Annotated in this window: 12 protein-coding genes and 1 pseudogene; all 13 read right to left on the reverse strand. The window is 36.4% G+C overall.

Annotated features, from left to right (window positions below; all coding sequences use genetic code 11):
- Positions 1 to 97: 97 nt before the first annotated feature.
- Positions 98 to 495, reverse strand: a pseudogene (locus I6F10_RS01635) (UTP--glucose-1-phosphate uridylyltransferase); the annotation flags it as partial.
- Positions 496 to 530: 35 nt separating this feature from the next.
- Complete coding sequence (gene wecA / locus I6F10_RS01640; RefSeq protein ID WP_197098270.1) at positions 531 to 1,604, reverse strand: UDP-N-acetylglucosamine--undecaprenyl-phosphate N-acetylglucosaminephosphotransferase; 1,074 nt, start codon at positions 1,602 to 1,604, stop codon at positions 531 to 533.
- A gap of 705 nt (positions 1,605 to 2,309) precedes the next feature.
- Positions 2,310 to 3,017, reverse strand: a complete 708-nt coding sequence (locus I6F10_RS01645; protein ID WP_197098272.1) for a WecB/TagA/CpsF family glycosyltransferase — start codon at positions 3,015 to 3,017, stop codon at positions 2,310 to 2,312.
- 62 nt (positions 3,018 to 3,079) lie between these two features.
- Complete coding sequence (locus I6F10_RS01650; RefSeq protein ID WP_197098274.1) at positions 3,080 to 4,270, reverse strand: glycosyltransferase family 4 protein; 1,191 nt, start codon at positions 4,268 to 4,270, stop codon at positions 3,080 to 3,082.
- A 27-nt stretch (positions 4,271 to 4,297) separates the two neighbouring features.
- Positions 4,298 to 5,506: a DUF6369 family protein gene (locus I6F10_RS01655; protein WP_197098276.1), complete on the reverse strand. Its 1,209-nt coding sequence runs from the start codon at positions 5,504 to 5,506 to the stop codon at positions 4,298 to 4,300.
- A gap of 5 nt (positions 5,507 to 5,511) precedes the next feature.
- The gene (locus I6F10_RS01660) at positions 5,512 to 6,003 is read right to left on the reverse strand and encodes an acyltransferase (RefSeq protein WP_197098278.1); all 492 of its coding nucleotides are present in this window, start codon (positions 6,001 to 6,003) and stop codon (positions 5,512 to 5,514) included.
- On the reverse strand, positions 5,993 to 7,174 hold the full coding sequence (locus tag I6F10_RS01665) for a hypothetical protein (protein WP_197098280.1): 1,182 nt from the start codon (positions 7,172 to 7,174) through the stop codon (positions 5,993 to 5,995). Before I6F10_RS01665 ends, I6F10_RS01660 begins: the two co-directional genes overlap by 11 nt.
- Before the next feature lie 37 nt (positions 7,175 to 7,211).
- The gene (wecC, locus tag I6F10_RS01670; protein ID WP_197098282.1) at positions 7,212 to 8,471 is read right to left on the reverse strand and encodes a UDP-N-acetyl-D-mannosamine dehydrogenase; all 1,260 of its coding nucleotides are present in this window, start codon (positions 8,469 to 8,471) and stop codon (positions 7,212 to 7,214) included.
- 127 nt (positions 8,472 to 8,598) lie between these two features.
- Entirely contained in the window at positions 8,599 to 9,717 is a 1,119-nt protein-coding gene (wecB, locus tag I6F10_RS01675) for a non-hydrolyzing UDP-N-acetylglucosamine 2-epimerase (RefSeq protein WP_331461814.1), read from the reverse strand.
- A 314-nt stretch (positions 9,718 to 10,031) separates the two neighbouring features.
- Entirely contained in the window at positions 10,032 to 12,281 is a 2,250-nt protein-coding gene (locus I6F10_RS01680) for a polysaccharide biosynthesis tyrosine autokinase (RefSeq protein ID WP_197098285.1), read from the reverse strand.
- 15 nt (positions 12,282 to 12,296) lie between these two features.
- Positions 12,297 to 12,731, reverse strand: coding sequence for a low molecular weight protein-tyrosine-phosphatase (locus I6F10_RS01685; RefSeq protein WP_165743746.1), 435 nt, complete (start codon positions 12,729 to 12,731; stop codon positions 12,297 to 12,299).
- A gap of 12 nt (positions 12,732 to 12,743) precedes the next feature.
- Positions 12,744 to 13,859, reverse strand: coding sequence for a polysaccharide export protein (locus I6F10_RS01690; protein WP_197098287.1), 1,116 nt, complete (start codon positions 13,857 to 13,859; stop codon positions 12,744 to 12,746).
- A gap of 365 nt (positions 13,860 to 14,224) precedes the next feature.
- Positions 14,225 to 14,710 (reverse strand): transcription/translation regulatory transformer protein RfaH, encoded by a 486-nt coding sequence (gene rfaH / locus I6F10_RS01695; RefSeq protein WP_197098289.1) that lies wholly within the window; start codon positions 14,708 to 14,710, stop codon positions 14,225 to 14,227.
- Positions 14,711 to 15,063 lie beyond the last annotated feature (353 nt).

Raw genomic sequence — 15,063 nt, forward strand, 5'->3', positions numbered from 1 at the left:
CAAAAGAAAAAGCGCAGCAATAAGCCGCGCTATAATTAGATTTTCTGTGTACTAGATTATTTAGCAGCTCGTAGTGTCAAACTTTAAACTAATATTATTATAGATTAACGACATTATTAGTTTGTGCATCATCACCGTTCACAAGCGTAGTTAAGTATTTACCAAATTCGTCGCCAAGCTTAGTGTCTCGCATACCGTATTCAACAATCGCTTTTAAATAACCCAGCTTATCACCACTGTCGTGAGAGCGACCACTCATATGAAACGCTTACACCGTTTCTTGTTTCATTAGCTCATCAATTGAATCAGTTAACTGTATTTCGCCACCTCCGCCAACCGCTGTTTTAGCAAGTAGTAGCCAAATAATTTTACTCAGTACGTAGCGCCCTACCTCCGCTAGGTTAGAGGGGCTTTGTCTGCATCCGGTTTTTCAAGTAAGGTTTTAAAAGCGGCACTATTGCCGGGAGTGAGCTGCACACCATCGATATCAGCGATGTCATTTTACTTCGCACTCGTATAATTTTATTTACTCACTGAATATTTTTTTCTGGTAGGTCTAACTTACGCCTAAAAAAGTTTATAATTTTACAGTAGTTAATTAGTACAACTAAGTAAACTACAAAAATAACTATAAAAAAATAAAACATTAAAAATTCTGGTATTACAAAAATCTCGCCAATTATACCTACACCTGCAAATACAGATGCAATTGAGCATATTAAAATAAGTGTTTGTGTAGGCGAGCAGCCTAAACGTTGGCATATATGGTGTAAATGTTCGCGATCGGGCTTAAACGGAGATTTACCTTGTTTAACACGGCGTATCATAATTGCAGCCATATCCATTAACGGTAAAGCAATTAACCACAATGCGGTTACTGGGCGTATCATAGGGTTCCCTGGGGTTTGGCTTGCACCAATTAATAGCCAAATAACAGTAAAGCCAATCATCATACTACCTGCATCACCCATAAACACTTTTCGCTCACGACCTATAAGGCCAAGGTTCATAACAATATAAGGGATCATACATACAACCAATAATAAGCATAAATAACTTAAGCTTTGCTCATTAGCCATATTGAGTAAAATACCTATTGCAGCAAATGTAACTATCGACAACCCACCTAAAAGGCCATCTATACCATCAACCATATTAAAGGCATTAATACATCCTATAACGGCTAATACAGTAATCAAGCCACCTACGTAACCATAGCCCAAGCTAATGTCACCAAACCCCAATATATTTCCGAGTGAAACCAACTCTGCTTGAGCAAAGTAAATCATTGCTATAGATATAAGTGTTTGTATCAGCATGCGTATTTTTACACTTAAGTCATACCTGTCATCTAATGCACCAACAATGGTCAAGCCAGCAATACAACACATAAACAAATTAGCGTGGTTAATCATACCAGGGTGTGAATATATGTATTGCACTATAGTAATACATATAGCGACTCCTCCAACTAAAGGAATATTACCTGTATGCACTTTACGGCCAGAAGGTTTATCAACCAACCCAACTTGCCGTGCGACTTTACGCATTAAGAACAACACAGCAAAAGCAATAAAAAAAGTAAATATTAGATCTAAAAGCATGATTTCTCTTATCCTGATTAGTTTGTTTAAACAGTTATAAACAAACTACCTAGTAATTAATTCTGCACACAATTAAGTGTGATTGAGGTTTTAACAGAGGGTGTTTGCGCAACGTTTCTAGAAACAGTGCAACCTTTACAAGAAATTCAAAGGCTCCTTGCACTACCAACAGTCTAAGTAATAAATTCAAATAATCTGGCATGATATACTAACGAATTTATAACTTTTAGCCCATCAAGTTATTACTTTTTAACTAAAAAATTTCACTACGTAGTCGGTATTAAATATTACTAAACTAAAATAGCCCAAGTAGTATTTAGTACATAGCGGAAATATGTAAAACAACACTCCCAAAACTAGTAAAACCACTTTCCATTCAATATAAAAGCTAGACCTTATTACCCATACATTCATAAGAATCTAAATTATATAGAGGTAAAAATATAATAAATGCTAGAGGTAGAAATAAAGTAATGAATTAGTAAAATTAAATTTTATCAATTTAACACTTAATATAAAAATCGATAAAAATCGATAAAAATCAGAGTATACATCTCAAAACATATTTACTAGTAAACATATTTCCAAAAATAATTTTTTCCTGGAGTTTAAAAATCATTGTCAATGAACGTATTTTTAACTACCACTTTTAATTTTATAGTACTATCCATTCAGCTGTATATTATTAAATTTATCTCGGTTAATTCATAACTTATTACGACAAGCTAGCCAAACAAATTCTAATAACTTCACTTGCCGAACAAAGCGGCTAGGCTCTTTTAGTAAACGATATAACCACTCTAACCCTAAATCGCACCAAGCTTTAGGGGCTCTATCTGCAGCACCAACGAATACATTATATGTCCCCCCAACTCCCATCATGAAGGAATTTAGACCCGCTTCCCTACATTTACTCATAAACAATTCTTGCCGAGGAGAGCCCATAGCAACTGTCAAAATTTCTGGTTGTAAAGACAGTAGCTTATCTATCATTGCTCCATCATCTTCAAAAAAACCATCAGAATACCCAATAATGTTGACACCATATTGAGCTTCTAATTTCAATTTTGTCTTAGAAACAACTGCTGAGTCAGCACCAAGAAGAAAAACAGAACGTTTCGTCTTCCCTGATGCCTGCATTAGTGATTCCCATAGTTCACAGCCTGGAATCCGATTGATGTTTTTCTTAAGTTTTGCTTGGGCCACTTTAACAGCACCGATACCGTCTAAATAACGAATATCAGCATCAAGTAAAACATTTTTAATTTTTTCATCTTTTATAGAAGCAAGTATTTTTTCAGGATTAATAGCGACTGCAATCTTACCCCTGCCATGTGAAAGGATGTAGTCAACGGCCTCATCGATTGTTTGGAAGCAGTCAACAGGTATGGAAGAAATTTCACTTTGATACATTTTAACCTTATATTATCCATAATTAGCTTTCGTATAAAATACTAGCTATTAATTTTTGTAATTTATTTAGTGTGTGCTAGAAGCTCGTTATATATCTCAATATGGAGTTCCATATTAGACTCCCATGTTCTATTTTCAATAATAAAGTCTTTTGCTAAAATAATTTTTTTTATAATTTCATCACGATTAAAATCATCCATAACATAGCTAACAGCATCTATTATCGCAGAAGTGTCTCTGGCATTTACGACTACTGCATTCTCTTTACCACCAATAATTTCCATATAACCTTTTACGTTACTGCATATTAGCGCTTTATTTAAAGCAATAGCCTCTAATGGTTTTAGAGGTGTTACTAATTGCGCAATAACTTCATCATTTCTACAATTTATAATGCAGTCTAAGTCTCTATAGCAACTATTAATATCAGAGGGCTTAACTTGCCCATGAAAAACTGTAGGAGATCCAAGTTTTTCGGCATGCCTTTTCAAATCTTCTAGCTTTGACCCACCACCATAAATATGAAATTGAATATCTGGGTATACTTTTTTTAAAGAAGCAAATGCATTAATAACATAATCAAGACCTTCTAGTTCTATAACGCTACCAATATAGCCAAAGCGTTTAAATGTAGCAGAATCATCAATTGCAGTACCTAACTCATCTTTTTGAATTGCGTTTCTTACTATAAATATATCATCACGAATATCACTAAACTCTGATTTAATCCCGTCACTAATAGCTATAACGGTATTACAATGACGGATCGCAAAGCGCTCCATAGATATTGCAATTCGCTTAAAAAGTGAGTATTGATTAGAGTTTGAATTTATATACCAAATACTACGAATTTCATAAACTGTCGGTATATTTAACAACCTACCTACAATCAATGCCGCTAGCGCACAATAGAACATAGCATGAGCATGTAAAACAACTGGTTTTTCTTTTAAACTAAAGCGCCATAATTTATAAACAAAGTATGGAAAAGCAATTATTTTTTTTATTTTCTGCGAGATCGATGATTTGCCGCCAACAGACACACCTGAAAAACAGTGTGTGCGGTAGTACTCAACATCATCAATAACCTCTGCTCCAGTAGCTTGGTCACTGTTTATAGGAGCTTGGCATGGTGAGGAAATAACCACGGGGCTAAAACCAGCTAAACGTTGTGCAGTTATAATATGTTTTGTACGAGTACTGGAACCAGAAATATTAGGTACCGACTGATAGACTACATGCGCTATTTTCATAATTTTCTCTATTCTCTAGAAGGTTAACTATGCTTTGTCATCATTAGAAGTAGTTCTTCCAATATTTATCAGAAAAAAGCCGATAATAAGTCCGATGGAGCTTGCTTGATATGGTAGGGAATAAACAAGCATTAATACACAACAGTAAAATACTAATATGTATTTGTCTTTTAAATTAGTAAACTCGGCAATTCGTAAAAAAGAAAAAATAACACTAAAAACATATAGTATTGATATAATGCCAAATTTTGCATACAGAGTTAAATAAGTTGAATCAATAAAATTATTTAACTCATCTTTTGTCTCTCGATACTCAAACCAAGGTATAAAAAATGTAGTACCGAACCCCTTGCCTATGAAGTAATTATACCATTCGAAGGATTCTATCAAGCTAAAAAATGGAGAGTAGCGAGTATAGAATTGAAGTAACACAACATCTACTGATAAATCTGAAATTCTATTAAGTAATGTTGATGTATTTCCTAGATCCAAAAATGGGGTTAATATGATTAAAAAAATTGCCAGTGCAATGATTTTTATAAACATATTATATGTATGAAGCCTTCTGATTAAAAAAAATAAAACAGTCATCAGAATTAAAACCCTAATACCTGATACGAGTACGCACAAAGCAGCTATCAAGAATGCTAATAAATATAAGTTTGAGGGTTTAACTGGAGAGTGAAATATCAAAAAAATAGAACAAACATAAGTAACTAAATCAAAGTAACGAAATGAATTTTGCGAATAAAAACCATCGTCAAATGAGAAAAAACCATAAAAAGATAATGCCAATATAATTAAATTTCCACCGCCACCAAAAGAGATGAGGAGATAGAAATACGAACTTTTTAAAGTTTTAAATTTAACTCCCCTTAAAATAGAATAAATAGTTGACAGATATATTAAAAATAAAAACAACCTTAAGTCTCTTACAAAGTAGACAGTTAAATCGTATAAGTACGCCCCAAAGAAAAAGTAAAGAAAAACTACTAAATATCCAATTAACTGCAGGACTGGCAATACCATTAGTTTTCCACTCTGGATTGCTTTAACACATTGAAGAGCTATAATGGCAAAAAAGAAAAAGTCATATGAATAAAGTCCTGATTTATAAAAATATTCAGAGAAAGCATTACCAAAAGGCAATGTAAATATAAATATAACAAACGGAATAATATTTTTATATGCTCTAAGCCCTAGTAAAAAGAAAGTAAAAGAAAGTATATAGAACATAGCGGCTACCGCCTTTTAGATACTTGAACAGCAGGAACACCTGCAAAAACAGAATACTCATTAGTACTTTTTGTCACAACCGCTCCAGCGGCTACAACGGTCCCTTTTGCTAAGATTACGCCCGGTAAAATAGTGACATTAGCAGCAATCCATACATCATCAGAAATAATAACTTTATTTTTGATATAGCCTTGCTTATTTATTGGAGTTGATTTGTCTTTGTAAGCATGGTTTTGCGAGTAAATGGTGACAGAGGGGCCTATTAAGACGTTATTACCTATCTCTACCTCCCCCCCACAGTTTAATATACAGCCTCTATTAATTGAGCTGTTTTCACCGATTACTAAGTTAGATGGTGAGTCTATTTGAACATTACTCCATATTTTTGATTTTTTACCAATTTTAGCTGGAAGAAATTTACAACGAATAAAAACACCTATATTTCCTGGAATAATTTTTAAAAATGCAGAAAACCATAATATCAACTCATACCTCATATTCTGACACCTTTCTTATTTGCATATAGTATATTGAGAACCTAAAAACCCAAATAAAACTTATTGCATAAAGTAAATATAAATAACTAACACCAAATAACATCAACAAAATAAAGATTGCTGCAATTACTAAAATAGTGACAAGATTAGTAATAAGGATTTGTCTATAAGAAGCCTTTAAACCAAACAAAGAAGATACTAGCGAGTAAGAAGACTTAAATACAACAATAATTAGACAGGGAATAAAGAAACCGAGTTCTACAGGTACATCGATTAAATTTCTAAATATAAATAGTAAAAAAAACCAAATGAAGTACGTTACGCAAGATAAACAAGCAACTTTTAATATCTTATTATTAAATACTTTTTTATTATACTTCACCTTTAAAAATGCAACTTCTTTAAACCCAAAATATGAAGATAAAATACTGAATGGCATAATAAGCAAAGTAATTAAATATACATAATTTGAAAAATCATCTTGAGAAAGTAACTTTTCGATCATTAACCTATCAATATTATTAATCAATAATAATACAAACAGTGATATTGAGAAACCAATAAAGAGTTGTACCCAATCTTTAGGTTGCTTGCTTCTGTCAATAACTAACGAATCACGGTTTAAATAAAGTGTTAATAAAACTATAAGTGCCCCAAAAGCTAAAAGCACATGACTTACAACATAGAAATCTACTAAATTCCAAAGTAAGACAGCTAAAAGTAGGGTTATTTTCCATAAATTATTAACAGCTTGCGAGAGTAGAAACTTTTGCTGAACCCTTAATAAATTATATGTTAGTACAAAAAGGGCCGTGTAAATAGGAACTAAAAGAAAATACAGTTTATTGGCATCTTCAAAAAGTATTCCTTTTAAAAAAAAGTAACATACCAATATAAATATGAAATTACTGGTTAGCATTAACTTTATCGTGTCGATTGACACATGGTATCGCCCGTTTGTCACGCTCCCAAACCTTAAAAAAAGCTGTTCACTCCCTAAAAAACAGAATGTAAAAGACATCGAAAAAATAGTAGTTAATAAATTATATTGATAAAAGCTCTCATCACTCAGTATTTTTTTTGCAAAAATACTAGAAAGAAAAAAGCAACCAGCGAAAAAGATCATAGCGATAAGTGATAAATTACCTTTAATTACTTTAACTAAAGCCATTTTATCACCATAAAGAAATATATAAGCAAAGTAACCTCTACCAAATGCCTTTTGTATCAACAAGGTATTTGCTTTGTAAGGTAGCAGATTTAAACTGTTTGTGGTCAACCAATAATACGTGTATGTCCGCTCTATTTCCTGTTCCAAAATCCACGAGTTCTAATCCACTTAGAGAATCAGGTAGCACATTTATATTTGGTTCAATTGCCATTACGGTTCCTGCATGCATATTCAGAATGCTCTTAGTTATATTTAGAGCTGGGCTTTCACGAAGATCATCTATATCAGGTTTAAAGGCAAGTCCATAACAAGCAATTTTAACTTCTTGCATTGTTTTAGTTGGGTTTTCTTGTAAAAACTCAGAAACAGCTAGCTTTACTTTGTCAATAACCCAATGAGGTTTACTATCATTTACCTTTCGAGCTGTATGTATCAATTGTGCTTCTTTGGGAGTTCTAGCAACAATAAACCAAGGATCAACAGCAATACAATGCCCACCAACCCCAGGCCCTGGTTGTAAAATATTAATACGTGGATGGCGGTTAGCCAGGGAAATAAGCTCCCACACGTCTATATCTAACTTATCACAAATAATCGATAACTCATTAGCAAAGGCTATTTGTACATCGCGACACGAATTTTCAGTTAATTTTGCCATTTCTGCTGTGCGGGCATTTGTTATTACACACTCACCTTGTACAAATGTTTTATAAAGCTCTACTGAACGAGCTGAACATTTTGCAGTCATACCTCCAATTACTCGATCATTTTCAACTAATTCACGTACGACATGGCCTGGTAATACACGTTCAGGGCAATGTGCTACATTTACGTCGGCATTTTCACCTGCATTTTGTGGAAATGATAAATCAGGGCGAACCGCTGCTAACCACTCGGCCATTTGTTCAGTAGCACCAACTGGTGAAGTAGATTCTAAAATAACTAAATCACCTTTTTTTAGCACTGGTGCAATAGCTTCACTTGCTTTTCTTATATAGCTTAAATCGGGCTCAGGTATTGTTGAATCATTGTTCTTGAATGGTGTTGGTACTGCAATTAAAAATGCATCAGCAGGCTCTGGTGATGTTACTGCTTTTAAGTAGCCCTCAGTCACTGCAGTATGTACGATCTTGTCTAGATCTGGTTCTACTATATGTATTTCGCCTCGGTTGATTGTATCTACCGCATGTTGATTTACATCAACACCTATTACGTGTTTTTTACATGATGCAAACATTGCTGCTGTCGGTAAGCCAATATAGCCTAAACCAATGACTGAAATTGTATTAAATGACATGATAATCCTTTTATAATTACTTGAGCTTCGAGCTAGAGCTTCGCAAAATACTTTAAAATCGAAGTATAAAAAGTATTTGAAATTTCTTTGACTATTTACATAACACAGGGTAGCCCTGTGGTTAAATTTATTTTTTTGCTAAAATATCACAAATGCGCTGACATGCTTGGCCATCACCATACGGGTTATGGGCGCGGCTCATTGACTTATAGGCGGCGTCATCCGTTAGTAACACATTGAGTGCTTTGGTAATTTTTTCTACATCAGTACCCACTAATTTAACTGTGCCTGCGTCTACCGCTTCCGGGCGCTCAGTTGTGTCACGCATTACGAGTACAGGTTTGCCTAAGCTTGGTGCTTCTTCTTGAATCCCACCTGAGTCAGTTAAGATAATGTGCGAGCGATTCATTAAGTATACAAACGGCAAGTATTGTTGCGGCTCAATTAAATGGACATTGTTTACATCTCTTAATATACGCCTTACAGGCTCTTGTACATTTGGGTTTAAGTGTACAGGGTACAGTATTTGGCAATCTGGGTGCGCTTTAGCTGTTTGCGCTAATGCTTCACAAATTCTTTCGAATCCACCGCCAAAACTTTCACGGCGATGACCCGTCACTAAGATAAGCCTTTTGCTTTCATCGAGCATTGGGAACTGACCAGCTAACGTATTACTTAAATCGGTGTCATTTTCTATTTGTTGCTTAACGAGTAATAGCGCATCAATAACGGTGTTACCGGTCACGAATATATTTTCACTCGCGTAGTTCTCTTTTAAAAGATTAGCCTTCGAAGTTTCTGTTGGCGCAAAATGAAACTTTGTTAAAGAGCCAGTTAATTTACGGTTACCTTCTTCTGGCCATGGAGAATAAATATTACCTGTACGTAATCCTGCCTCAACATGCCCGACTGCTATTTGCTCATAATATGCAGCTAAGCTTGCTGCAAATGTAGTTGCGGTATCTCCATGAACTAGTACAACATCAGGTTTGAACTCTTTTAGGACTGGTGTTAGTTCTAGTAAAATACGGCTGGTTATTTCTGGTAGTGTTTGCCCTGCTTTCATTAAGTTTAAATCGTAGTCGGGCGTGATTTTAAATAGTTCAAGAACTTGGTCTAGCATTTCACGATGCTGCGCTGTTACACAGCATTTTGATTCAAAGCGCTCATCTGCGGCAAGAGCATGAACCAGTGGAGCCATTTTAATAGCTTCAGGGCGAGTACCAAAGACCGTTAATACTTTCACTTTTATATCCTTTAATAAATAAAACTCAGCTTTTATCGTAACCATATTTAGTTACGTTTATATGTCAACTTCATAGAGGAATGAGAGTTAATTATCCCTATTTTACGCTGTAAAACATCCCAGCATTCACATTATGAGTAACCATTCAGCTAGTATGAAGTTGCATTTTAGCAATTTAGTGTCTCAGCTTTATTGCACCCTACTGAGACACTTTTTTCTAAATTGAGACAGTCAATTTAGACTATCTCATTGTAATTACTTGATTTAGTACTTTTTATAAAAAGTGCCCAATAGGCCCTGATTTAGACTAAAGGCTATTTGTCACTTTTGTATTCGTAGTTGTAGTATCCGTAATACCCATACGCATTACTCGCTTTTTTAACAACACCGTTAAAAACTACGCCTTTTACGTCTATGCCATTTTGTTCAAAACGATTACGAGTAAGCTCTATTTCACGCACATGGCTTTGGCCAAAACGAGTTACTAATAATGTAGTACCGCAGTGTGCACTAACAATTGTAGGGTCAGTTACTGCTAATATTGGTGGAGTATCAACAATTACAATATCGTAGATGGCGCTTACTTCTTCAACTAATTTGCTAAAGTTTGAGTGCATTAATAGCTCAGAAGGGTTTGGCGGTATTTGCCCGCGCGTAATAACACTTAGTCCTTCAACTTTAGTTGGTTTAGTAACTTGCTCTAGGTTTAAACGGCCTGATAGGTAATCACTTAATCCATCGTCCCACTTTAAACCAAACTGGGTTTGCAAATAGCCTTTACGCATATCGGCATCAATAATAAGTACTTTTTTGCCGCTTTGCGAGAGTACTGAAGCTAAGTTAACCGATATAAACGATTTACCTACGCTTGGGCTTGGGCCCGATATAGCAATAATATTATTTTTAGCTTCCATCATCGCAAAGTGCAGGCTAGTTCGCAGGCTACGTAGTGCCTCAATTGCTAGATCGGCTGGGTTATCAAGCGCTAATATACTTTTAGGCTTATTTGTTTTGTTTTTACGGGCTCGCTCGGCAAAGCCACTTAGTTTATCTTGATAATCGGAGTGCGGTACACTTGCGTATACAGGTATGCCTAGTGCTTCAATTTCAGCTGGGTCTTCAACCCCTTTATGCATTGCTTTTTGTATAAGTACAATCGCAACGCTCAGCATACCACCTAGCATAGTAGCCATTACCACTATTAATGCTTTTTTAGGTTTAACTGGCTTGCTGGTATTTACCTCAGCGTAGTCAATAATACGTACATTACCTACGGTGCCTGCACGAACTATATCAAGCTCTTGTGTTTTGCTAAGCAATAAAGTGTAAATTTGGTTACTTACCTCAACATCACGCTTTAAACGTAGTAGCTCTTGTTGAGTTTCTGGCAGGTTACCTACCTCTCCCACTAGCTCTTGCTTTTGGCTTTCAACCGCTTGAATTTGCTCAAGCATACCTTGGTATGTTGGGTGGTCTTTTTTAAACTTACGGCCAAGTTCTAGGCGCTTTAGGTTTAACTCTTGTAACTTGGTTTCAAGCTTTACAACTTGTTCAAGCACGCCTTGTGTTTCGAGCGTTATGTTTATTGATTGGCGCTTTATTTGGTAGTCGTTAAAACGTTGCTCTGCGTATTCAAGCTGTTTTTTAATTTCTGGTAATTGTACTTCTAAAAATTCAAGCGACTTTTGCGCCTCTGCGCTGTTACGCTCAACATTACGGCGTACATAAATAGCCGCTACTTTATCAAGCACTTTTTCAGCGTAGCTTGGTTTAGTACTTTGTAAGCTTAAGTTAATTATGCCTGAATCTTTGCCTTTTTCGCTTGCGCCAATAGCAGTTTGCAAATCTAAAATAGTATTTAAGCGATCTTTACGGGTAATTGTAAACTCTGTACCCGCGCGTGCATTTAAAGTACGAATGGTTAGGCTAAACTTACCGTTTGTAAGTTCCTCGCCCACTTTACCCGATAATACTTGTTCACCGTCAGCATTTAAAAGTGCAAGGCTATTATTAGCTTGCGCAACTAAAGTAAATGCTTTATTTACAGCGGTACGTGGTACATCAAACCGAAATATATTAATGCTTTCACCGCCCCACGCGAAGCTACTAGCACCAAAGCTTGGCTCAGCTAAATCGCCATCTTCCATTGGGGTGAATTTACGATAAGCGCGGCTACCTATAAACGGGAATAGCTTAGGCTCTGCTATTACATCAAGCTTTAAAGTGTCTACTGCCTCACCTATTATGCTTCGTGACTTTAGTAGCTCTATTTCGGTTACTGCGGCTGATGTACTTTCGAACATGCCTGCCATATCGTCAAAACCAGGGACTGATGCGCCGCCGTCTTCAACTTGTATCATGGCTGTTGCTTGGTAAACAGGGGTACTCAATACTGCATAAATAACACCTACAAACATAAACAACGCAGTTACCGCTACTATAAAATATTTGCGATCGAGCAATGCGCCTAGTAGCGCCATTAAATCGATTTCTTGCGTTGGTTGTGTGTTATTAGTGTTTTTATTATTAGCGTTACTAACGCTGTTATTCGGCTGGGTATTCATTAAATTAGCCATTCCTTATAAATACTTTTGCCAAGCGCTACACGCGCTGTCGATTAATGTATAAACGTGTTCAAAAGCCTCTTGGCTTTGGCGGTATGGGTCTGGTATTTCAGCGTTATTAATCCACTTACCCAGTAAAAACGTTTTACCGCGTGCCTCTGGGTAGCGAGCATGTACGTCGTTTAAATGGCGTTCTTCCATTACGAGTATTACGCTGTTTTGCGCAACTAAGCTTGATGTAAGCTGCTGGCCTTGGTGATCATCCATATTAACGCCATGTGCGAGTGCTATTTGCTTTGCTTTTGCATCTGCTGGTTTGCCTTCAAGTGCTGTTAACCCAGCAGACGATACTTTAATATTTTTGCCTTCAAGCTTTTGCTTTAAAACATACTCACCTGTTGGGCTGCGGCAAATATTGCCTGCACACACCACTAAAACTGAATCAAACATTTTTAAAAACCCTTAGTTTGATGAAATATCGTCTAGGCTATCAACCGATGCTACCGACGGTAATAATAAACTTATTACACGGTTCCAACGGGCAAGTGGTGCCGATGTTACATATACAATGTCGCGCGGTTGTAGCTCAAACTGCTCAGCTAATACCATTGCCGCTATATTTTTAGCGTGTAACTGGTATACATTTGCAATAACACCGGTTTGCTCTAGGTCACTTTTACGCAGTACAAATACGCCATTAGCGTCTGCTGTTGCTTCGTTTAAGCCGCCCGAGTCGCTTAGCGCTTCGGCCAAGTTTAAACCATAACGGTTAAGGGTTACTGAACCTGCTTTTTTAACATCACCTAATACAAATATTTTTTGTGCATCGTTTCGATTTACATGCACTATGTCGCCATGTTGTAACAAACGGTTTTGTGAAATGTCACCATGGGCATAAAAGTCATCAAGTTTAATAACTTCTGTTTTATCGCCACGGGTAAATGTAACAGTGCGCCAATCGGCTGCATCAGTTAAGCCGCCTGCTTGGTTTAAGGCATCAATTAAGGTAAGTGGAATTTCGGTTACTGGGTATACACCAGGTTGTTTTACTTCACCGGTAACGTAGGTTTTTTGGCTTCTAAAGCCAACTACTTTTACGTCTACTTGCGGGTCTTCTATTACTCGGCTTAGGCGTTTAACAAGCTCATTACGCACTTGGCTTATTGTTTTACCTGCTGCTGGTATATTTGGTGCGTAGGCGTAAGTAATGGTGCCGTCTCGTTGTACTCTAAAACCGTCAAACTCTGCGGTACGTTGTACTGCTGCGGGTATTGTTAGCTCTGGGTGATCCCATACGCCTATTGTTAGTACGTCGCCAACACCTAGTTTGTATTCGTAGTTGCTTACGTTTAAACCATCGGTGCTTGAAATTGGCTTAGCTGCTATACGCGCTTGATTTTGTTTATTTATTAGTAGCGAGTCGATTATTTGAATGTTTACTTTTTCGAGATCTTGTTCGAGGTTTTGTGTTTGCTCGCCTGAGTCTATACCTTCAAAGTGGCTGCCTGGTACTATTGTACAGCCGGTCATGCTTAGTATTGCGAGTATTGATGCGAGTGATTTACAGCTTAACGCCATTGTAGAATCCCAAAATTATTTTAAAATTGTTCTTACTCACCAACCTTGGTGAGTACTTATTTTTTTAGCGCTGTAATTAAAGCATGAGGGCTAACTACGCGCAAGCGCGAATCATTTTATACGTATTGGTTAAAAGCCATAAGCTAGCAAAAGTAAAAATATACCCTAACCTACTAGTAATGAGTTTAGCCCTTCGGGCACGCCCCACGTTCCAGTTCGTCGCAGAACCTCTCTCGCTCCAGCTTGAAAGCAAAACTTTTTGCTTGTCTAGCCCTTCGGGCACGCTTCCGCCCCTAGGTTGCAGTTCCTACGTACTGATACTTACTTAATTTTTTATGGCATAAAGCCTAAGTTGCGCTTTATAACTAGTATTGGTTTATATCTTTGTTATCTACACTCATTTCTACTTGTTTATTAAGTAGATTAATTAGCAAAATACTGCGCATATCGCCGTCAGGCTCTTTGTAAATAGCTTTAATATTATTAAATGAATAGTTATTTACGCTAACTACATCACCCGTTTTAGGTATTGTAGAACTGGTAGTTTGTAAACGCTCACTTTTAAGCTGTTCGATTAATTCTGTAGGTACAATTTGATAATTTGGCCCATAAGATACAAAGCCACTAATCCCGCGCGTATTTTTTACCGCAAAAAAGTTACCGTTTTGTGACTCAAAACAAACAAATAGGTAGTTAGGGAACAGAGCTGACTGTTTAATGGTACGTCGACCTTTAACCAGTTTCTCGATGGTTAACTTGGGGTAGAATACTTCAATCCCTTGGTTTAATAAGTTGGTGGCTGCTCGCTCTTCTTGGCGAGACTTACACGTAACTAAATACCAACTTTCCATAGCAATCCTTACTACAATATAATTGCAAAAAAACACAACGTTAAATTTAATAACGCGTAATTATAAACAATTTAAGTCTGTTAAGTAAATAGGCGTTTATCGTAAATGTTTACTAACTTTGTTAACAGCAGAAAGTGGGCTTGGTTTAGATACCTATGCAGTCTAAACCAAGCTTAACTAAATGCATTTAGGTGGCAACGACTTAGCCTAAGCGCGCCAGCAAGCAAGGCGCCTTGTATCTCTCATTGATAAATGATTAGCTATCATTTATCACATCGTAGTCAGTGAGCTTGCCTTTACGTCTAGTATTTAATACTGCGCTGTAGATAAAGCCCTGACTTTCTATTCTCAGA

Source organism: Pseudoalteromonas sp. SWYJZ98, from assembly GCF_015864495.1.
GTDB lineage: Bacteria > Pseudomonadota > Gammaproteobacteria > Enterobacterales > Alteromonadaceae > Pseudoalteromonas > Pseudoalteromonas distincta.